Annotated in this window: 19 protein-coding genes and 1 pseudogene; 18 read left to right on the plus strand and 2 right to left on the minus strand. The window is 44.0% G+C overall.

Going from position 1 to position 21,804, the window contains the following annotated elements; all coding sequences use genetic code 11:
* Positions 1–358: 358 nt before the first annotated feature.
* The 4 genes from CSV72_RS14495 (at position 359) to CSV72_RS14510 (ending at position 6,158) form a co-directional block, all read left to right on the plus strand.
* Entirely contained in the window at positions 359–1,915 is a 1,557-nt protein-coding gene (locus tag CSV72_RS14495; protein WP_099678939.1) for a fatty acid--CoA ligase family protein, read from the plus strand.
* 120 nt (positions 1,916–2,035) lie between these two features.
* Positions 2,036–4,006 carry a S9 family peptidase gene (locus tag CSV72_RS14500; protein WP_099678940.1) on the plus strand — a complete coding sequence of 657 codons (1,971 nt, stop codon included), beginning with the start codon at positions 2,036–2,038 and terminating at the stop codon, positions 4,004–4,006.
* 103 nt (positions 4,007–4,109) lie between these two features.
* Entirely contained in the window at positions 4,110–5,555 is a 1,446-nt protein-coding gene (gene aspA / locus CSV72_RS14505) for an aspartate ammonia-lyase (RefSeq protein WP_099678941.1), read from the plus strand.
* A 312-nt stretch (positions 5,556–5,867) separates the two neighbouring features.
* Positions 5,868–6,158, plus strand: coding sequence for a late competence development ComFB family protein (locus tag CSV72_RS14510; RefSeq protein WP_099678942.1), 291 nt, complete (start codon positions 5,868–5,870; stop codon positions 6,156–6,158).
* A 497-nt stretch (positions 6,159–6,655) separates the two neighbouring features.
* On the opposite strand, the gene CSV72_RS14515 is transcribed toward CSV72_RS14510, so the two are convergent.
* Complete coding sequence (locus tag CSV72_RS14515) at positions 6,656–7,432, minus strand: enoyl-CoA hydratase-related protein (RefSeq protein ID WP_099678943.1); 777 nt, start codon at positions 7,430–7,432, stop codon at positions 6,656–6,658.
* Between the two features lie 786 nt (positions 7,433–8,218).
* Here CSV72_RS14515 and CSV72_RS14520 point away from each other — a divergent pair.
* From CSV72_RS14520 to CSV72_RS14575, 12 genes are all read left to right on the plus strand, one after another.
* Positions 8,219–9,067 carry a DegV family protein gene (locus tag CSV72_RS14520; protein WP_099678944.1) on the plus strand — a complete coding sequence of 283 codons (849 nt, stop codon included), beginning with the start codon at positions 8,219–8,221 and terminating at the stop codon, positions 9,065–9,067.
* Positions 9,068–9,081: 14 nt separating this feature from the next.
* On the plus strand, positions 9,082–10,452 hold the full coding sequence (locus CSV72_RS14525) for an ATP-dependent helicase ComFA (protein WP_199170117.1): 1,371 nt from the start codon (positions 9,082–9,084) through the stop codon (positions 10,450–10,452).
* Positions 10,449–11,063, plus strand: coding sequence for a ComF family protein (locus CSV72_RS14530; RefSeq protein WP_099678945.1), 615 nt, complete (start codon positions 10,449–10,451; stop codon positions 11,061–11,063). Before CSV72_RS14525 ends, CSV72_RS14530 begins: the two co-directional genes overlap by 4 nt.
* 5 nt (positions 11,064–11,068) lie before the next feature.
* Positions 11,069–11,482, plus strand: a complete 414-nt coding sequence (locus tag CSV72_RS14535; RefSeq protein ID WP_099678946.1) for a TIGR03826 family flagellar region protein — start codon at positions 11,069–11,071, stop codon at positions 11,480–11,482.
* Positions 11,483–11,612: 130 nt separating this feature from the next.
* Positions 11,613–11,879 carry a flagellar biosynthesis anti-sigma factor FlgM gene (gene flgM, locus CSV72_RS14540; protein WP_099678947.1) on the plus strand — a complete coding sequence of 89 codons (267 nt, stop codon included), beginning with the start codon at positions 11,613–11,615 and terminating at the stop codon, positions 11,877–11,879.
* 17 nt (positions 11,880–11,896) lie between these two features.
* Entirely contained in the window at positions 11,897–12,403 is a 507-nt protein-coding gene (locus tag CSV72_RS14545) for a flagellar protein FlgN (protein ID WP_099678948.1), read from the plus strand.
* 12 nt (positions 12,404–12,415) lie between these two features.
* Entirely contained in the window at positions 12,416–13,960 is a 1,545-nt protein-coding gene (gene flgK / locus CSV72_RS14550) for a flagellar hook-associated protein FlgK (protein ID WP_099678949.1), read from the plus strand.
* 16 nt (positions 13,961–13,976) lie between these two features.
* Positions 13,977–14,864: a flagellar hook-associated protein FlgL gene (gene flgL, locus CSV72_RS14555; protein ID WP_099678950.1), complete on the plus strand. Its 888-nt coding sequence runs from the start codon at positions 13,977–13,979 to the stop codon at positions 14,862–14,864.
* A 65-nt stretch (positions 14,865–14,929) separates the two neighbouring features.
* Positions 14,930–15,481, plus strand: coding sequence for a DUF6470 family protein (locus CSV72_RS14560; RefSeq protein WP_099678951.1), 552 nt, complete (start codon positions 14,930–14,932; stop codon positions 15,479–15,481).
* A 53-nt stretch (positions 15,482–15,534) separates the two neighbouring features.
* On the plus strand, positions 15,535–16,020 hold the full coding sequence (fliW, locus tag CSV72_RS14565; protein WP_099678952.1) for a flagellar assembly protein FliW: 486 nt from the start codon (positions 15,535–15,537) through the stop codon (positions 16,018–16,020).
* A gap of 1 nt (position 16,021) precedes the next feature.
* Entirely contained in the window at positions 16,022–16,243 is a 222-nt protein-coding gene (gene csrA, locus CSV72_RS14570; RefSeq protein WP_099625779.1) for a carbon storage regulator CsrA, read from the plus strand.
* A gap of 215 nt (positions 16,244–16,458) precedes the next feature.
* Positions 16,459–17,967 (plus strand): flagellin N-terminal helical domain-containing protein, encoded by a 1,509-nt coding sequence (locus CSV72_RS14575; RefSeq protein WP_099678953.1) that lies wholly within the window; start codon positions 16,459–16,461, stop codon positions 17,965–17,967.
* Between the two features lie 419 nt (positions 17,968–18,386).
* Here the strand turns inward: CSV72_RS14575 and CSV72_RS14580 are convergent, their stop codons facing one another.
* A complete protein-coding gene (locus CSV72_RS14580) occupies positions 18,387–20,300 on the minus strand; it encodes a hypothetical protein (RefSeq protein WP_099678954.1) in 1,914 nt (637 codons plus the stop codon).
* A gap of 116 nt (positions 20,301–20,416) precedes the next feature.
* Between CSV72_RS14580 and CSV72_RS14585 the strand changes: the two genes are divergently transcribed.
* Both CSV72_RS14585 and CSV72_RS17285 read left to right on the plus strand, forming a co-directional pair.
* Positions 20,417–20,644 (plus strand): hypothetical protein, encoded by a 228-nt coding sequence (locus CSV72_RS14585; protein ID WP_099678955.1) that lies wholly within the window; start codon positions 20,417–20,419, stop codon positions 20,642–20,644.
* A gap of 545 nt (positions 20,645–21,189) precedes the next feature.
* Positions 21,190–21,363: pseudogene (locus CSV72_RS17285) on the plus strand (IS4 family transposase); the annotation flags it as partial.
* Between the last annotated feature and the right edge of the window lie 441 nt (positions 21,364–21,804).

A 21,804-nucleotide genomic window follows, 5' to 3' on the forward strand; every position in this document is an offset into this window, starting at 1 on the left:
ATGTGAGTCCTCCTTGGTTATAATTAGGGGTCAAGCCGTCGACGCCTTGACACCCCGAATCATACCAAGGGGACTTTTCTATTTCAATAGGGTTCCACTAACCAAACAGGAATGCTCCCGATGGATCAGCCCGACAGGTGAGACAACTAAAGGGAGCTTGCGACCTAGTTGGCTCACCGCGGGCCCATGGGAAAGCGTCCGCCTAGAGCGCAAATCCCCACCCCTTTACCCCGTCCAGCCAACCCTAATAAACTAAAATAACAAAATTCCCAGTAAACTCTTGCCAATTAATTGTTTTATCAGTATAATGAACGAAATACTGAATGGTTATTCATTCACATGTTAGGGAGATGAAAGCATGAATTTAGTTTCTAGTGTTCAACAGACAGCACAGACCAAGCCAAGTAAAATCGCCTACCACTTTATGGGGAAAGACACGACGTACGCCGAGTTCGACATGTCGGTATCCATGTTCGCCAACGCACTACAAAACCTAGGGGTCAACAAAGGGGACAAAGTCGCATTCTTACTCGGCAACACGCCACATTATCTGATCTCACTCTATGCCACTATGCGTATCGGAGCGACGGCTGTGCCGATCAATCCGCTCTATACACCTGACGAAATTTCTTATATTCTTGAAAACAGTGACGCCAAAGCCGTTATTGCCATCGACCAATTACTGCCACTGGTAGAAGTCGCGAGCCAGTCGTTCCCGACGATTGAGAACTATGTCGTCTGTGAAATGAGTCCAGATGCAGCACAGAAATTAGCTGCGCTGAATGACGCGGTTAAGGAAAAAGTGCATCCATTTAGCATGCTCATTAAGAAGTCTAAACCGATGACGGAAGCGGTTAAAGTCGACGACGATGAAAGCGCTATCATTCTTTACACTTCTGGAACTACGGGACACCCAAAAGGTGCGATGTTAACACATAAGAATATCTACTCAAATGCTCGTGATGTAGGGGACTATTTAGGCTTCTCCGAGAATGATAAAATCGTAGCGACATTGCCTTTATTTCACGTATTTGCATTAACTGTCGTAGCGAATGCACCACTCGTTAAAGGGGCTACTATTTTACTTGAGCCACGCTTTAGTCCGGGAGAGATATTCAACATGATTCGCGAGCAGAACGCGACGGTATTTGCGGGCGTTCCTACTATGTATAACTTCCTTTATCAATATCCGGAAGGTAAGACAGAAGACTTCGAATCAATCAGATTAGCGATTTCAGGGGGATCTTCATTGCCTGTTTCTTTGCTTCATGACTTCGAAGAGAAATTCGATGTGCGCGTTTCAGAAGGGTACGGTCTATCCGAAGCCTCACCGGTTACGTGTTTCAATCCGTTAGATCGCGAGCGTGTACCTGGATCGATTGGAACGAACATCATGAACGTCGAGAATAAAGTGGTCGATGAAATGGGTGAAGAAGTTCCTGATAATGAAGTCGGTGAATTAATTGTACGCGGACCGAATGTTATGAAAGGATATTACAAAATGCCTGAAGAAACTGCGGCTGCACTTCGTGACGGATGGCTCTATACGGGCGACTTGGCGCGACGTGATGAAAACGGTTACTTTTATATCGTAGACCGCAAGAAAGATATGATTATCGTCGGCGGATTCAACGTCTATCCTCGAGAAGTAGAGGAAGTGCTATTTAGCCATCGTGACATTGTGGAAGCGGCAGTCGTTGGTGTGCCAGACGCAAACTTCGGTGAAGAAGTACAAGCGTATGTTGTATTGAAGAAAGGTTCGGAGGCTACGGAACAGTCGCTGCATGAATTTTGTGCGAAGCGTCTCGTGAAGTATAAAGTACCGAAATCGATCGAGTTCCTTGAGGAGTTACCAAAAAATACGACAGGTAAGATTTTAAGACGTTCATTGAAAGATCAAATTAAGAGTTATTAAACAGAGAAACGAGTGATGGGGAAGCATATCCCGTCACTCGTTTCTTTACGCATTTATTGCCAAAGTAAGCGCGGTCTTGTTATGGTTTAGAGAGAATAATGAGAAAACAGGAGGGATTAGATGAATAAACGATGTGTAATGATTGAAGATTTGTTTGAAACGAAATCTGTAACGAATCCGGTATTGGCGCCTAACGACGAAGAAGCGGTGTTTACGGTGACGGAATTAAATCAAGAAGAGAATACGTATCACTCGGCGATTCATCATATTGATTTGCAGACGGGTGACATAACACGCTGGACATATGGGAAGCAACAAGTGAGTGCGCCGAAATGGTCTCCCGATGGTAAGCAAGTAGCGTTTTTATCGAATCGAAATGAAACGAATCAACTGTATATTATACAAAAAGCGGGTGGGGAAGCACGTGCGCTGACGGACTGTAAAGAAGCGATCGATTCATTCGAATGGTCACCGTGCGGTAAGAAAATTTGGTTTACGGGTACAGTTAAAACAGGTGAAACGTTTTGTACTACGGTACAGAAGCGAGAACAATTCCCACAACCAATCCGTGTGACGAAAATGAAATACAAAGAAGATTTCATTGGTGTAGTACCGCAAGACGAATATTCACAAATCGGCTATGTTGATCTAGCTACATGTATGATCTTCAATTTTACGACGGACCCATTCGATCATTCACTGGAAGCGGTTTCGCATGACGGCAAGCAATTGGTCATCGGTGTCAACCGCAATGAGCAGAAGGATCATGACTTCAGTGTTCCGTTAGTACTAGTGGATATTGAAACGAAAAAAGAAACTGTGATCCTTGATGAACAAGGCTTTTTCGGCAATGTCGCTTTCTCTAAAGACGATCGCTATATCGCGTATACAGGGTATGATATGACGTTCCAAAACGTTACGCAGGCCGATGTTTTTGTCTATGACCGGACGAACGGTCAGACGATGAACGTAACAGCGGGGATTGACGCACCAATTGGAGACGAAAGCATTTCCGATCACTTGCAACAAACGATTGCACCAGGCGTAGTGTGGACGGAAGACGAGCAACTGTATTTCCAGCTATCGAGTATGGGAGAAGTCCGTTTATATGCGGCAACACTCGACGGCGCGATCTATCCTGCGACGGGTGAAGAGGAGCATGTTTACGGCTATGATGTTGCGGGGAACGCTGAATTCGCGTTGCTCACAGTAAGCACGATGACGAATCCTGGAGAACTATATCGCCAAACGATCGCGACGGGTGAACGGACAAAATTGACTTCATTCAATGAAGGCTGGTTGAAGAAAGTGAAGGTAGTTGAACCGGAAACGATTCATTATACGAATGGCACTGAAAATATCCAAGGGTGGTTAATGAAGCCCGCGAACTTTACAGACGGTCAAACGTATCCGCTTATTTTGGAAATTCACGGTGGACCGCATGCGATGTACGGCTATACGTATTTCCATGAGATGCAAGTGTTAGCGGCCCAAGGTTACGGAGTACTCTATCTCAATCCACGTGGTAGTCACGGTTATAGTCAGGCGTTTGTTGACGCAGTGCGCGGTGATTATGGTGGCGGTGGATATGAAGACATTATGGCAGGACTGGATGAAGTGTTGAAAACGGAAAGTTGGATCGATGAAACGCGCCTTGGTGTGACAGGTGGTAGCTACGGTGGTTTCATGACGAACTGGATTGTCGGGCATTCGAATCGATTCAAAGCAGCCGTCACGCAACGCTCCATCAGCAACTGGATTAGTTTCTTTGGTGTATCCAATATTGGCTACTACTTTACCGACTGGCATTTAAAAGCGGGTATGACAGATGTCGACACGCTATGGAAGCAGTCACCGTTAAAGTATGCGGAGAATGTTGAAACACCTCTATTGATCCTTCATGCAGAACGAGATTTCGTTTGTCCGATCGAGCAAGCGGAACAACTCTTTATTACATTAAAAGATTTAGGCAAAGAGACAGAATTTGTGCGCTTCCCCGAATCCGATCATAATATGTCAAGAACAGGGAAACCGAATCTGCGGATTGCGAGATTAGAAGAGATTACCGGGTGGTTTAAACGTTATCTATAAGGTAAGATTAAATTGTATGCCCAAACGGCTATACATGAAAAATATAGTGTGTATAATGAGATACGAATTAAACTTATAAAAACTACTTGAGAAGAGGTTCTGCATGATGGAAGAGCAATTACTGTACAGAATAGAGTCGGATTTTATCGGAGAGAAGAAGGTGCCGCAAGACGCGTATTACGGTATTCAGACGTTACGCGCAGCAGAAAACTTTCCAATCACAGGCTACCGCGTCAATCGGGACTTGATTCGTGCGATTGCCATCGTTAAAAAATCTGCAGCACAAGCTAACCGCGACATTGGTCAATTGGACGCGAACATTGCAGAAGCGATCATCAAGGCTTCTGAAGAAGTAATTAACGGCGCATTGCGCGACCAGTTCCTCGTCGATCCAATCCAAGGTGGAGCAGGAACGTCAGTAAATATGAACGCAAACGAAGTTATCGCCAACCGTGCACTTGAGATTCTCGGTCACAAAAAAGGCGAATACGACATCATTAGCCCGAACTCGCACGTCAACATGGCGCAGTCGACAAATGACGCGTTCCCGACTGCGATTCATATCGCAACACTCATGAAAGTAGACAAACTACTTGGGGTTATGGAGTCCCTTCATAAAACATACTTGAAAAAATCGATCGAGTTCCAATCGGTCTTGAAAATGGGCCGTACACACTTACAAGACGCGGTTCCAATTCGTCTTGGACAAGAATTCGAAGCGTACGCTATGGTACTACGCCGCGACATCGAACGCGTTCGTGTATCCCGTGTATATTTATATGAAATAAATATGGGCGCTACAGCTGTCGGAACCGGCTTGAACGCGGATCCACTGTATATCAAAAAAGTAGCGAGCTATCTGTCAGAAAACAGTGGTTTCGAATTAAAGTCTTCAACGCACCTAGTTGACGCAACACAAAATACAGATTCGTACGTTCAAGTATCTGCAGCACTACGCGGCACGATGCTGAACCAATCTAAAATCTGTAATGACCTGCGCCTCATGGCATCCGGTCCACGTACAGGTCTATCGGAAATTGCATTACCTGCAAGACAGCCAGGATCTTCTATCATGCCAGGAAAAGTAAACCCGGTTATGGCAGAAGTCATGAATCAGGTATCGTTCCAAGTAGTCGGTAACGATATGACGATCGCATTGGCATCGGAAGCGGGTCAGTTCGAATTAAACGTGATGGAGCCAGTGCTTGTATTCAACTTGCTGCAGTCATTGAAGATCATGACGAACGTCTTCGGCGCATTCCGCGATTATTGTCTAGACGGAATCACGGCAAACGTCGAGCACTTGAATGAGTATGTGGAGAAGAGTATCGGGATCATCACGGCAATCAATCCTCACGTCGGGTATGAAGTGGCGTCAGAGATCGCGAAAGAGGCGTTGTTAACGAACAAGTCGATCCGTGAGATTTGTATCGAGAAAAATATTTTGTCGAAAGAAGAGTTGGATACGATTCTGCATCCGTTCGAGATGACGAAGCCAGGTATTTCGGGTAAAGAGTTGTTGAAGAAGAAGATTATTCTTTCTAAGTGAGGTTTTGAATAGGAAGGCTTGACTGGGGCTAGTGGTTAAGGGAATGGGGCTCCAGACGGGACGCTTTCCGGGGGCGCAATCTTGAGCCGCTTCCCTCGCTTTCAGCTCAGTCCAGGGTCTCAAGATCACGCTGATCCCCAGGAGTCGCCCGTCTTCCGCCCCATTCCCTAGGTGTGTAGTGGGTGCGACTTCAAGAATACACTGGCATACTGAGTGAAAGTTGTACTGAAGCCATAGAGCACATATTGAACGATTACTATCAAAGTTAATCATATATCTCTACCTACTCTGAGTTAGAGGGAGTATCTGACTATGAAAGTGCATAATATTATGGAGGTCGTGGTACGTGACGTGATTTCCAAATATAAGAATGAGTTGCATATGCCTTGTACATGCGAGCGTTGCCTCAATGATGTGCTGGCGATGACGTTGAATAATGTAACGCCTCAATATGTCGTCGATGAAGCAAATAGTGCGTATATCCGAGCGGTCCATGAAGCGGATCGTCAAGGGGCGACTGCCGTTTTGACGAAAGTTGCGTGGGCTGCAGGGGTTGTTGGGCAAAGCCCGCGATGCGACACTATGAAAAATCCTTCCGAGTGATTCGGAAGGATTTTTTCTTTGAAATAGTAATGCAATTGGATGGATTTATTGCTTGTAGATGGGGGAATGGCCGGCCCGCGCTCATAGTTGGCGGAGATCCGCTCTATCCAGCTCGCGTGCCGCTCTATGTAGCGTGTTATCCGCTCATACTTTACTGTGAGCGCTCTATTCAACCATTTACTCGCTCAATGAAGACGTTGATCCGCTCTATCGACCACGCTAAGAACCTCAATCGATCACAAATGATCCCCCAAAAACACTTACTTCAATTAAAAAGGGGTAGTGGCTGGTCCGCGCTCATAGTTGGCCGATATCCGCTCTATCCAGCTCGTTTGCCGCTCTATGTAGCGCGTTATCCGCTCATACTTTACTGTGAGCGATCTATCCAACCATTTAACCGCTCAAAGAAGACGTTCATCCGCTCTATCAAGCCGATCGAACGCCCAATTCACCACGCTATGAACCTCAATCCATTACGTTTTATCCCCGAAAAACACTTATTTCCCCTTAAACACAGGCTTCCGCTTCTCCGAAAAGGCAATCAACGCCTCCAGACGATCTTCCGTAGGCAACGTCATCTCATACGCCTTACGCTCGATCGCAAGCCCCGTCTGCAAATCTGCCATCATTCCTTGCTTGATCGCGAACTTCGCCTGCTGAATCGCAACCGGCCCGTTAGCGAGCAATGAATCCACAAACGCATTCACGACTTTATTCAATGAATCTAAAGGTGCTTTCTGCGATACCATGCCCATCTGCAACGCCTCTTCAGCGGACACGCGTCGTGCCGTCAAAATCAATTCCATCGCTTTTGATTCACCAATTAATCGTGGCAACCGCTGCGTCCCACCAGCCCCCGGAATAATCGCAAGACCTGTCTCTGTCAGTCCCATCACTGCACTGTCCGCGGCAATCCGGAAATCACAAGCCAACGCTAGTTCCATACCGCCACCAAACGCGAAACCATTAATGACCGCAATCGTTGGCTGTGGCAACTGGTCGATCATCGTAAAGACATCGCCAATTTTATTCAAATTCCGTCGCACCATCGATTCAGTCAACGTCTTCCGCTCTTTCAAATCAGCTCCTACACTAAAAGCCCTATCGCCACTACCTGTAAATACGACAGCCCGCACATCGGGATCGATTCGAATTCCTTCAACGACCTGCCCAAGCTCGAGCAACAGTTGAAAGTTAAACGCGTTCATCGACTCGGGTCGGTTTAACGTCACATACGCTACCGCGTCCCGCTGTTCATAGATAATTTCCTGCATAATCAAACGCCTCCTTGAAGTGTTCAGTCTAGTTACAAGATAGCATGAAAGAGTTACTTCGTCAGTTTTAGAGAGTTGAAGGGGAAAGGCATCGTTACGCTGCGTTCGGGGGGGCCCGCGGTAAGCCAACTGTTCACTGCGTTCTCTTAGTTGTCTTACCTGTCGGGCTGATCCTCCCCGAGTCGCCGCCTTCCACTCCGCTTCACTAGTGTGGATTTTTTAATTGAAGAGTAGCTTCACGTGGGATAGTGGAAGGGGATGGGGGTTCCAGATGGTACGCTTTCTGGAGGACCCGCGGTGAGCCCGCTAGTCGCTGCGCGCCTTCAGCGGTCTCACCTGTCGGGTTGATCCTCCCAGAGTCGACCATCTTCCACCCCCATCCCTTACCTATTGCTGATCCTATACTTTTTGTTGGGTTACATTGTAGCGGTAGTAAGTGGGAACATTATAGTTTCTACTTAGTCACTTAAACAGTTCATCCCTTGACGTTTGCACTTGAATTAGGTCTTAAACTTGAACTCAATCCTAACTTCAATGGGCAACAGGAAGTGCCACCCCATTAAAAGTAGGATTGGAGCGTCGGGCGGCGACTCCCGCGGGAATAGCATGAGCCTTGAGACCCCGCAGGTAGCGAAGCGGACGAGGAGGCTCAAGCCATGCCCGCAGGAAAGCGTCCGCCCAGAGCGCAAATCCCCACACGTACCGCAATTCATCCTCATCAATTTCCCCTTCACAGATGCCAACTCCGCCAATTTCAGGTAGAATAAGTAACAGGAGTTGATCATATTGAAAACAGCGATTGTGACAGACACGACGGCGTATTTGCCGGATGACATAAAAGCAGAACTCGGGATCCATACCATCCCGTTACTTGTAACAATAGACGGCAAAGAATTCAAAGAAGGCGCCGACATCACAACCGAAGCATTCTACGATATGGTACGCGGCAAAGGCCCGCTACCGAAAACATCACAACCCGCAATCGGCGACTTCGAAGCGCTATTTAGCGAACTCGCAAAAGACTACGACGCGGTCATTACGATCCACCTATCGAGCGGCATTAGCGGAACGTATATGGGCGCAATTCAAGCTGCCGAGCTCGTGCCGGAACTAGAAGTGCTTCCGTTTGATTCAGAAATTTCAGCCTATCCCCAAGGCTTTTACGCGATCCGTGCAGCACAGCTTGCGAATGAAGGCGTGCATCCACGTGCGATCATTGAAGAATTGAAAGAAATGCAGAAAGACGTTAAAGCTTATTTCATGGTGGACGACTTATCGCATCTACAACGTGGCGGTCGTTTATCCGGAGCACAAGCGCTAGTTGGCGGACTGTTGCAAGTGAAGCCCGTCTTGCATTTCGAAGACAAAATCATCGTACCGTTTGAAAAAATCCGTACGGCGAGAAAAGCGATGAAGCGTATTTCTGATTTATTGTCGGAAGATGCAAAGAATCAATTGCTCGACGCAGCAGTTATCCATGCGAATCGCTATGACGACGCAGTAGAATGGAAGAAACATTTAGAAGAAAAACATCCGAACGTCGATTTCACGATCAGCCACTTTGGCCCGGTCATCGGCACGCATCTTGGTGAAGGGGCGATGGGACTCGGTTGGGTGAAACGACGCGGAACCTGAACAGGGGGAACTGCATGTCCGAACGAGACCAACTTAAGCAGTTTTTGGCAGGACGCATTTGGTTGCGTCATCTTTTGCCATTCACGGAAGAAGCCGTTGATGAAGCGATTCGTCGAGGCGATATTCATATAGAAAAAGGCGTTACGACGAAAAGAATATGGCATGGTACGCACTATACTTGTCAGCGTTGCCATAATGAAAATCAAACACGCTTCACCGTATTCACGTGCGCTCAATGCGAAGCACCCTGCGCCTACTGCAGAAATTGTCTCAACATGGGACGGGTGTCCTGTTGTTCAAATTTACTCACGTGGACAGGCACACCACAGACTTTCCCTACTAGCCATCGAATGAACTGGCAAGGGAATTTGACGCCTTCTCAGCAGAAAGCGACGAGTGAGTTGCTCGACAGTACGAAACAAGGGGTATCTCATTTACTCTACGCAGTGTGCGGATCGGGCAAGACGGAAATGCTGTTTCAGCCGATTCATTACGTATTGAATGAAGGCAAGCGGGTGTGTCTCGCAGCGCCTCGAGTGGACGTTATTTTGGAACTATTGCCACGGTTAACGACTGCCTTTCCAGATACTAGAGTAGAAGCGTTATATGGTGGGGCGGAAGTAGAGCATTTCGACGCGCAATTAATTCTTGCGACGACCCATCAGCTCTATCGCTTTCACGAGGCGTTCGACGTGATTTTCGTTGATGAAGCCGATGCGTTTCCGTATACAGCGGATGAAACGTTACAGCGAGCAGTCAGGAATGCAGCGAAACCTAACGCACCCATCCATTTCGTCACTGCGACGCCTTCTAGTCAGTTGCTTGCGATGAATAAAAAGCAAGGCAAAATATCTGTTCTCGCGAGACGTTATCACGGTCAGCCACTACCTGTACCGCGTAACGAAGCGCTATGGAATTACGAGAAACAGCTGAAAAAGAAACGGATTCCAGCGAAATTACTGCGCTGGACAACCGAACGTCTCGACAAACAGCAACCGTTTCTCATTTTCTTTCATCAGATTGAACTGATGGAATTGGCCGAACCGTTATTTCAGAAACTCGATGAGCGAATTTGTGCAGTGCATGCGGAACATGAGGATCGCAAAGAGCGGGTGCAGTTACTAAGACAGAAAGAAATTCCTGGCTTGCTGACGACGACGATTCTTGAGCGGGGGATAACAATACCGAACGTGCAAGTGGCGGTTGTGGGAGCGGAGCAAACGATTTTCAATAAAGGCGCCTTAATTCAAATCGGAGGACGTGTAGGGCGCTCTGTACCGAACACGTCAGGCGACTTCGTACTGTTTCACCAAGGCATCACACATGCGATGGACGAAGCAAAACGAGAAATTCGCAAACTGAACGACACTGAGGTGCCGCAATGACATGCTTACTTTGCGATAAACCACTACACGACCGGCCCACTTGGCAACACTTCCTCGGTATTCAAAAAGACACTTCCGCCTGTCCAACTTGTCTCGAAAAGTTTGAACGCATCGACCAATTCACTGAAGACAATATTCTCGATTCTGTTCATTCAATCTATGCATATAATGAAGCAGCGAGAGAGTACTTGCATCAATTCAAGTTCATGCAAGACGTTGCGCTTGCACAAATCTTCGCGCCTTCATTACGTAGCGTACTGAATGATTCCAAAAAGATTATCGTCCCGATTCCGATGCATCCGATCAATAAAAGGAAACGAACCTTTTCTCAAGTGGATGCGTTGTTAGAAGCAGCGAATATCTCGTATCAATCGCTACTTGAAAAAACGACGGAATCCGTAATGGGTGAAAAATCTCGTAGTGAACGTCTTGCGATGACTGAACTATTCCGCGTTACAGCCGATATACGTAGTAATGAAGCAGTATATGTGCTTGTTGACGATATTTATACGACCGGCACGACATTGCGACACGCAGCTGAAGCGTTGAAACAGTGCGGTGTACAACGGGTGGAGGCTGTGACGTTGTTCAGACCTATTAGAGAGAAGTGATCAAGATGGCGGAAGTAAGAAATTGTCCGACATGTGGCGGTATGTTTAATTACACGGGCCTTCGGGATGTATGTGGTACGTGTGCGCAAGCGGAAGAGCAAATGTATGAAACGGTGTATCGGTTTTTACGCAAACGGGAGAACCGTGCGGCGAATATCGACCGGATTGTCGAAGTGACAGGTGTGACACAGGAATTACTGCATCGCTGGGTACGTAAAGGAAGACTACAACCGGCATTGTTCCCGAACCTTGGCTATCCATGTGATAAATGTGGCGCATTAACATCAACCGGTAAGATCTGTGCCAAATGTACGGAAGAGATTCAATCCGACTTACGGACATTTGACGCGGCACAAGAGCTACGTGAAGCGATGAAAGCACAAGAGCGAGGCACTTACTACGCACAAAAAGACCGTTGAGGATGAAATACGAAACGAGCAGTTCGTACTGCTCGTTTTTTCGTACAAAAGCCTCTAAAAACTTCATGAAATCTGCCGAAGTAAAGAGTAGGACCCAAATCTACCAGAAGAATTGAAAGGAGCGAGACGTATGAAAATAGATGGATTTAAACCACAAGCCGTCAACCCGTACCGCAATCAGCAAATGAAAGTCGATCAGGCGAAGCAAGCCGCACAAGTGAAAACAGATAAGCTCGAGATTTCATCAGAAGCGAAAAAGTTATCCGCCGCTTCACCGATTGAATCTGCAAGACAACAGCGTGTACAGGAATTGAAAGCGCAAGTGCAATCTGGAGAATATCAAGTAGATGCGAGCAAACTCGCTTCAAGTATGCTTTCGTATTTCAATAAGCCATAAGGAAAGTAGGGTTACACATGTCCATTGAACCGATTTTGACAACGCTCAATCACCTAGAAAAACTGCATACGAGCTTGCTCCGTCTTTCGAACGACAAGACCGCACTGCTAAAAAGCGGCGACGTCGACGGGATTGACCAGCTGTTGAAGGAGGAGCAAGCGCACCTTGCAGCCATTATGCAAATGGACCAGAAGCGCTTACAGGAAGTGAAGCAGTATATAGCCGCACAAGGAAGTGCAGTACCTGCTGAACCGACGATGACGCAATTAATCGAAGTAGCGAACGAACCGGACAAAGAACAGTTAGCAGAGGCGAAGGACCGTCTCCTGCATGCGATTCATGAGTTGAAACAACAGAACGAACTCAATCAGCAATTGACCTATCAATCACTTCAATTTGTGAATCTATCGCTGGACATGGTCCGTCCGCGTCCGGAAACCGTCAACTATTCGAAAAACGAAGTACAAGGGCAGTCACAAAGCGGAGCCAAAACGAAGCTCTCCTCATTCGACTCCCAAGCATAAGGAGGACACAATATGCGCTCGACATTCATGGGTTTAGAAACTAGCAAACGCGGATTGTACACACAGCAATCCGCTCTTTATACGACAGGGCATAATATCGGAAACGCGAACACACCCGGCTACTCACGTCAGCGTGTGAATATGCAAGCGACTTCTGGATTTCCGGGGGTAGGGATGAATGCGGGAACGATGCCAGGATTTCTAGGGACGGGTGTAGAAGCGGGGAGTATTCAGCGAATTCGGGATTCATTTGTGGATCATCAGTTTCGTAGTGAATCGACGAAGCTTGGCTACTGGGAATCGCGTACGAATGCCGTTGCCCAAATGGAAGACGCGATTGGCGAGCCTTCCGAGTATGGTTTACAACAATCGATGAGCGACTTCTGGCAATCATTGCAGACGCTTGCGGCGAATCCGGAGAATGGTGGCGCGCGTGCGGTTGTTGTAGAGCGTGGGGTGGCGGTTGCCGACTCGTTTAACTATATTCAAAAATCTGTTGCTGAAATTAAAGGGAATTTAGGCGATGAAATTGACTTTAGCACAAACGATATTAACTCGTTGCTGAGTCAAATTGGAGAATTGAACAAACAAATTGCTACGGTAGAACCGAATGGTTATTTACCGAACGATCTCTATGATGCGCGTGACGGTTTACTAGATAAGTTGTCTAGCTATGTACCAATTGAAACGAGCTATGAGAAAACTGGCGGACGTGCTCTTGCTATTGCAGAAGGTACAGTGACCGTTAAAATCAAGACGAATGTTCCAGGACAAACGATAACTGTAGTACAAAAAGACAAAGTCGCAGAACTTACTGTAGACGGAAATGATCCGGACAAACCGTTTCCAAATCCTATGACAGGCTTCACGTTTACAGGCGGACCAATTGAGAATCCGGCAGACGGTAAGCTGTCTGTCACCGATATGGTCAAAAGTGGAGAATTGAAATCACTTGTGGATTCATACGGGTATCAAGACGGTAATCAAGTAAAAGGATTATACCCTGAAATGCTTGCTAAGTTAGATAAAATGGCTAATGAGTTTGCGAAAGCATTTAATGCGGTTCATGAAGATGGTACAGACTCAACAGGTGTAAAAGGCGAGCCTTTCTTTGTTTTACCTAGTGGCGCAACCGAATTTACCGCAAGTAATATTGTAGTGAATGATGAGATCAGAAAAGATCCGAATAAACTGGCGGCCTCCGATTCAAAAACAGGTGCGGAAGTCGGTAACGGTCAGAATGCCAAAAAACTTGGCGATGTATTCTTTGCGAAGTTACCAGGATTAGGTGGTTCAAGCGTGCAGAGTTACTATGCTCAAACAATCGGACAACTCGGAGTAGAAGGACAACAAGCGATAAAAATGACCGAAAGCTCAGGCGTATTGCTGTTAGCTGTATCGAACAGACGTGACTCAATCAGTACGGTCTCACTAGATGAAGAAATGACCGACATGATTCGCTTCCAGCAAGCGTACAACGCATCTGCCCGTATGATTACCGTCATGGATGAAGCGTTAGATAAAATCATCAATGGCATGGGTACAGTCGGCAGATAATTAAGGAGGAATCTTCATGCGTGTAACACAATCTATGCTCTCTCAAAATATGCTGCGGAACTTATCAAGCAGCTATAATAATATGGGGAAATTACAAGAGCAACTCAATACAGGCAAGAAAGTCACTCGTCCATCCGATGATCCTGTTGTCGTGATGAAAGGCATGGGGTACGGCATGCAAGTCGACAAGGTGGAGCAATTTCAAAAGAATATGGGCGAGGTGAATAACTGGCTCGATAGTTCGGATGATGCGTTGGATGGAGTAGGACAAGTCTTACATCGTTTGAAAGAACTTGCTACGAATGCTTCCAACACGGGTGCGATGACGGAGACGGATAGGAAAGCAATTGAAACAGAAATTGGTCAGCTCCGTGAGCACTTGCAAGATATGGCCAATACTAAAGTAGGCGACAAGCATATATTCAGCGGTAGTATGACGGATCAACCACTTTTTAATAAGGATAAAGGTATGTTTGAAGATGGAGATTCATTTTCTAAAAATGTAGAAATTGAACTATTTGACGGCATAAGCTTACGAGTCAGTACAGATGTCAGCAAGATGTTCCAGGACATCGACAAGATGCTCGAAGAAGTAAAGGATCTCACTGCAACCGGATCGTCCGATAAAGGGAGCTTCAGCAAAATGATTGGCGACATCGACAGTAAACTTGACGTTGTGTTGTCTAAACGTGCAGACATCGGCGCCCGCTCCAATCGTGCGGAATTAATGCATAATCGCCTGGAAATGCAAGAAGGCGCAGCAAAGAAGCAACGTTCTCAAAACGAGGACGTCGATTATGAAAAAACGATTACGGATTTAATTACATCTGAATCCATCCATCGTGCAACATTATCCGTAGGGGCTAGAATAATGCAGCCTTCTTTAATGGATTTCCTACGCTAAAAGATGTGGCGGACACTAAGCAAGTGTCCGCTATTTTTATATAAGAAAGTAAGGGAGTGATAGAAGTGAACATTCCACAGCTTCAAATTCAAACGACACCTGCAAAGATAAATCTGCAAGTGACGAAACCTATTCAAGAAATCCAGCAACCAAAAGCCACGCTGAGCATTGAACAACCAGCAGCTATTTTGGAAATGTCGACGACCCGGCCGCAACTATCACTCGATACCACAGAGAACCGTGCAGACATCGATTTGAAAAGTGTATTTCGTCGAACGGCTGAAAATGTACAATACGGCATGCAAAAAGTGCAAGAAGGCACAGCTCGTCGCGCGCAAGAAGGTCTGCAACTCATGAAGATTGAGAACGGTTCAACGATAGCGGATATTGTGAAGCAAAATACAGAAAAACCGATGGCCGAACTTCAAGTGAAATTTGTAGGGGATCGGACAAAGATCAAAACAGATATTACATCTGGTTCACTGGACATAAACGTAACTCCACAGAAACCAAAAATCGATACGCAAATAAATAAACCAATCCATAATTACACACCCGGTAAAGTATCTGTAGAGATGCAACAGTACGGATCGATCCAAATTGATTGGAAAGTTTAATAAAAGAACGGTGAGTAGTAAACTAGCAAAACGTTGAAAAGGAGAGAGATCTAGTGACACAAACACTAAAAGAAATCGCAACAAAGTTCCACGGTAAAATAGAAGTAGATCTATCTAAAGCATGGCACTTCCCGAAAGGACTTCCCGGGTTCGAAGAGGAAGAAGAATTCGTCATCTTGCCAATAGGCGATAATCAGGAATTTCAAGTCATGCAGTCGACGAAAGAAGCAGGTGTAGCATTCGTCGTAGCGAATCCATACAAAATTGTAGAAGAGTATGACTTCAAAATAGATGATCCAACAGTTGATTTACTGGAAGTGGAAAGCCCAGAAGATTTGATGGTACTCGGTATTGTCTTCATTAAAGAACCATTTGAAGAGTCTACAATTAACTTACAAGCACCCCTTCTATTCCAAACAAACAACAGAAAAGCGAAACAAATGGTATTGAATGATAAGCGCTATCTTATCAAACATCCAATCGATGAAAAGAAATTGGATGAAATGAAAGAAAAAACAACTAGCGGAAAGAGCGAATAATATGTTAGTACTTTCACGCAAAGCGGGCGATACGATTAAAATCGCAGATAATATAGAAGTGAAGATTCTCGAAGTGAAAGGCGATACGGTACGGGTAGGTATAGAGGCTCCTAAGTCAGTAGACATTGTACGTGGTGAACTGATTCAATCCATTAAAGAAACCAATACTGAATCACTAACACTGGATATTGATTGGTACTCAAAACTAAAAGATAAAAAGTAAACATTAATAGGACAACAAGAGTGCAAGCTAGCGCCATCTTTTCTTCACATTTTAAATTAATAGAAAAGATTTTCTTTAAACTACTAAACACTCTAGTCACTCATCCGATATTAGTAGTGTAAGCGGCAGAGAGCGTCCGGCCGGTACTCAACACCGTAAAGCAAATAAGGGACACAAGGACGTGTACCCAACAAACACTCAAGGAGGAAATTATAATGATTATCAATCACAACATGGCAGCAATGAACACGCACCGTCAACTAGGTTCAAACAACGCAGCAGCAGCTAACAACATTGAGAAATTGTCTTCTGGTCTTAAGATCAATAAAGCTGGAGACGATGCAGCTGGATTAGCAATATCAGAGAAAATGAGAGGTCAGATTCGTGGTTTAGATATGGCAGCTAAAAACTCTCAGGATGGTATTTCTTTGATTCAGACAGCTGAGGGTTCTTTAAATGAAACGCATGATATTTTACAGAGAATGCGTGAACTAGCAGTTCAAGCAGGTAACGATACAAATACAACTGGTGATCGTGATGAAATTCAAAAAGAACTTAATTCTTTAACTTCAGAAGTTAACCGTATTGGTAACACTACTGAATTTAATACTCAAAAATTGTTGAATGGTTCTAAAGGTACTGAGGGCAGTACAACTACTAAAGCTGGAGTAACTGGTGCAACAATAGCGCCAGAAACAGCTGCAACACAAGTTTCAGTTGGTGGTTTTGACATTGATTTCGCAGGAGCAGGTTCGAAATTAAACGGATATGAAATAGAAATTGGAACTAGTGCTGCTTCAACTCCTTTGACAGTAAGTGTCGCTGATAATAAAATTACTATTAATGGTGATTTTTCAGTTGCGGGACAAGTAAATAAAGATGACCTACAAACTGCAATTAATGATGCTCTTGGTGCCAAAGATCTTCCAGGGGTACAAGTTACTGGTACTTCAACAACAGCTACAACAGGAGCAACTGTTGCAGGGGGGAAAGATGCAGTAACTGAAGAAATAACAGCGGTTGCAGGTACTTACGAACTTAACGTTGGTAGTTCTAACATTAAAATTGATGGCACGGAATTAAAACATGATAGTCTAGGTACCAAGGGTTGGAAAGATGCTGCTTCTTTGGCAAAAGCTATTAATGATGATACAACGCTAAATGCAAAGTATACTGCAAGTGTAACTGATGAAGGTAAAATTCAATTAACACAATTAGCTACAAAAGAATCGGCAACAGCTCCAACTGTTTCAGGAAATGATGCTTCATTATCATTACAAATTGGTGCGAATCAAAACCAATCGATGTCTGTTGATATTAGCGATATGAGATCAGCGGCACTTGGTTTAACTGGTTCAGGTGCAGGATTCACAGCTACAGACGGTGTGAATAACGGAACTGATTCAGCTTCTAACGAAAAAGCGTTGGATGTATCAAATGCTAAAAATGCAGCCAACGCTGTAACTCAAATTCAAAATGCAATTGATACTGTTTCAGCTGAACGTTCTAAACTTGGCGCAAACCAAAACCGTCTAGAACACACAATCAACAACCTCGGAACATCTTCCGAAAACTTAACAGCTGCTGAATCACGTATCAGAGATGTTGATATGGCGAAAGAGATGATGGACTTTACGAAGAACAACATCTTAACTCAAGCAGCACAAGCAATGCTTTCTCAATCGAATCAAATGCCGAACGGAGTTCTACAACTCTTACGGTAAGTGATTCAGGGACGCCTATTCGGTAACGGATAGGACGCATTACTGGGTGAATTGCTGGAACCTCCTGAAGTCCACTTTCCGACAACGCAGCTGGAAACGGCAAACGTGAACGGTTGAAAAAAAGTGGAATTGGACAATCAGCAGCCAAGCTCCTGTGAGGAAACTCTGGAGAAGGTTCAACGACTAGGATATACCGTCTAAGGCAAACTGCTATGACGATGAAATCCGTAGGGCGTCAATCGACGTTCGAAGTGCCCAGCATCCTAAGTATTCAGGTACAAGGATGGAGATATAGTCTGAGCCTATTAGAGACAATAGGACTACTTGCAAGCAAATCAACAGCCTCAGGGCGTTCTACAACTACTACGTTAATAGGACCTTTGAATCAAAAGAGACTTCTTTTTAGAAGTCTCTTTTGCTTACATAAGATTTTGATCCTGTAGATCTTTGGTTTTGTAAACTATCGACCAATAACTACGTCCGAGCTGATCGGCAATGTGTTGAATGGTGCAACCTTTTTGTTTCATTTCTATTAACGTTGCTATCTCTTTTGGTGTATAAGGTCGCATTCTCTCTCTAGAGCTAGTAATGAGTTCATATTCACGATAATTGCGCAGCCATTTTTGAGTTTCCATATAGAAACGATATGGCCAGTTAGTTTTATAGCTCATTGCAGGGCATGTGATTGTAACAGGTTGAATGTCTTGAAGAAACAATAACGTATCGGCAGTACGGTTTGTGCGCAAATAATAGCCATTTCCATCAGGTCGTTTCGTAAGTGTAAATTCAGCTAGAGTTAAAATTTTAATTTGTACTATGAAGCATTTTAATTCTTTATATGTGAAGTTTTGTAGGTACAGAGCTATGTGAGGAGTGATATATATCTTTTTATTATTGTCATTCACACGGGTTGTAAGCATTAGTGACCCATCATCCATATAGACAGTTGCTATACTGTGCAAATCGTTCAATTTGAAAAGTCTGTTTTTCGGTAGTAGTTTAACTCTGGATTTACCTTTTTCAGTACCACTATAAAAATCAGCTTCTAACTCGCTCCACAGATTATCAACTCGTGAACTAATGATATTGCCTTTTGGTGTAAAAGAAAGATATGGCTCGAGTTCCATAACTTTCCAAGCTCGATAATCCTTCTGCATGATAGAAAAGTGTTCACTGTAACTACTTCTGATCCCTTTAAATTTTGTATGCATATGCGTAAGCATGCCATCTCCAATAATAGAACCAAGCATAATATTTTGCTGTGTAGTAGAAAGATCATCCAACGTATTCAGCGATCGCGGAGAAAGGCAGTTCTGTTTATGAAAACACTCTTGCACAATCTCACCCAAAGTTAAACCTGTTGAGGCTTGGACAGAACAAAGAATGTCTCGATTTTCTTCAGTTAGGCTCACTTGATAGCGTTTGGATTCATTGTTCTCTTGTCTGGCGTAGTTAAATCTTTGAAAGTTCTCTGTTGTTACTTTAATAGAGGAAGCGTATTGCTGAATCATTTGATTGATTTCTTCAGTAGGAGAGGGAATAGATATCTGATTGGGAAGCCGTATAGTTGTCCGCTTCGCAACGGGTTTGCGAACTTCTACATTCTTAATTTTATAGGAGAATACAGGATGGATCCAAGGTGCGACCATATCTAGAAAATATTTGATTTGCAGTTGGTCATACAAAATAAGTCTTCGTTGACCGTCTATCGCAAACAGGAAATTGAATTTGATATTTACTACGTATTGAAGTAACCGAAGCTCGTCCACGGTCCATTGCTCGGTGGAGAGAATCAGTTTCTCCAGCGTGCCGTTTTCTTTCACTTTCAAGTGACCGCATTCCTGGTACCACCACGCGAGTGTCTGAGCGGTCATATACTGTTCAACAAACTCTAGAGGCATGCTCTTAGAGCCGTTCCGATACCAATCGCAATATAATGCTTCAGCAGTAGCACATGGAGCAGAGTCAATCACCACGCGCTCTGTAACGCCGAATTTACTCCGTGTATTCGTAGTTTGTTCCTTCTTTATAAGAAAGTCTGGTATATACGATTGTAACTGCTGATAGCAGGAATGAGCCCATTCACTGTGTTTTGTATGGAAAGTGAATCGGAAGTATTTGTGGTTAGTTGCAGACGACATAATACGTCCACTGCCAAGCAGCAATGCGCAGAGCAGACTGTTTAATTTTTCATTAGAAGAAGGCAGTGAATTTATCTTCGGGTTGCTGTTCTTACAATTGGCAGTGTATTGCTCCTTTGCAGCTTTACCATCTTCCAGTAAAAAGCCGTAAGATTGTGAATTCGTAGAGTATATCAATTTTCCAATCGTCATAGTGATCCCTCCTATAAGACGAGAATGTGTGTTCTTATTATATAATTACCGAGTGCAAATAGCTACTTATAATCTGATCATAGATCTCGCATACAGATGCAAAGGAGTGACAGTATATGAAGGACAACTTGGAAGAACTAGGTGAGTTGAAACAACAACTGGAGCAAGTTAAACAGCAGGATCGGATTTTGGAAGAGATAGAAAAACATTTGTATAAAATGAAAGACATTGCGGAGTATGCATCGAAATATCGACTTAGTGGGGAAGAAACGTGGGAGTTGGAGGAGCAGGTAGAGGAGCATAAGGTGGTGATTGAGTCTTTGCAGAACTATTTGGATGCTTAATTCTTAACCATGGCTTATATTTTATAAAATTCTAAAGGTGAACGGAATGCGACAATAATAGTAATTGTTACAATTTCAAAATTATTGGCTTTTGACTAACTTAATTATACTACTGAATTGATATTGAGCACCTGTACAATACGAAAGTTATAAACAATTCTAAATAGTGTTAGATTTGTGTAGTACACAGGTGCGCTAAGATAAAGTATCTAATCTTTATAAAGAATATGAGCGAACACTTGCTATAGTTGAAAATCATGAGCATATTGATTATCTACAATCCAAAAAAGCAAAGAACTTACTTAATAAAGAGGATGACAAGATAGTAGAATACTATTACAAAAATGAAAAATGGAACTTTATATTTGCTTATTCTATTCCGATAATTATAGGGATTTGCATACTATCGTCACCTTTTTGGAATAAATAAAATTGAGCTCCAAGTTACTAGTGTCTAATTAAAATAATGAGTTGGAGGCAGTAATACATCCAAATCCAAAACAAATGACAATCTCATGGATTAGATTACATGAAAAACAACTTTCAAGAAATGGTCAGTACTGATCTCCAATGAATTGTTTGTGGAACAGATAAAAATCTATTGTATCGACCGCTATACAAAGAAGCTGCTTATTGCTTCGTATATAAACTTACTTTTATACGCACAACGTCATGAAACGGAAAGTTTACGCACCGTCAGTGATAGTGTATATTCCTAAGAGCTGTGGGAATCTACAAACTTGGATTCGATCAACTTCCCATAGCTAGGCATGTGTCTTCGCCAAGTGCCAACTGAATTCTTTCAGGTTATTTTATCGATCTGCTGTCATAGATACAGGAAGCGATGAATTTTCAGACGCGAAGTAAGCGGACGACTCCAATGAAGTTCATTAGATTGATTTCAAATGATCGAGTTCAACTGTGCATCAAATAATTCGGTGACTATTCGAAAAAATTTAAAAATGTGTGATGCAAAGGTGCGCGTTATAAAAGTAATACTAAAACCAGAGAGCGAATGCCTATGCATTTTGCTATTCGTATACTACTCTGAATAGCACCTTAGTTGCTTATTTGATGCGTAGGTGCATGATATTAAGATTGGAAAACACCCTCTCCAAGATGTTGAAGCTGGTTATTGCAATATCTCTAGAGCAGCTTTG

The organism is Sporosarcina sp. P20a (genome assembly GCF_002743175.1).
Taxonomy (GTDB): domain Bacteria; phylum Bacillota; class Bacilli; order Bacillales_A; family Planococcaceae; genus Sporosarcina.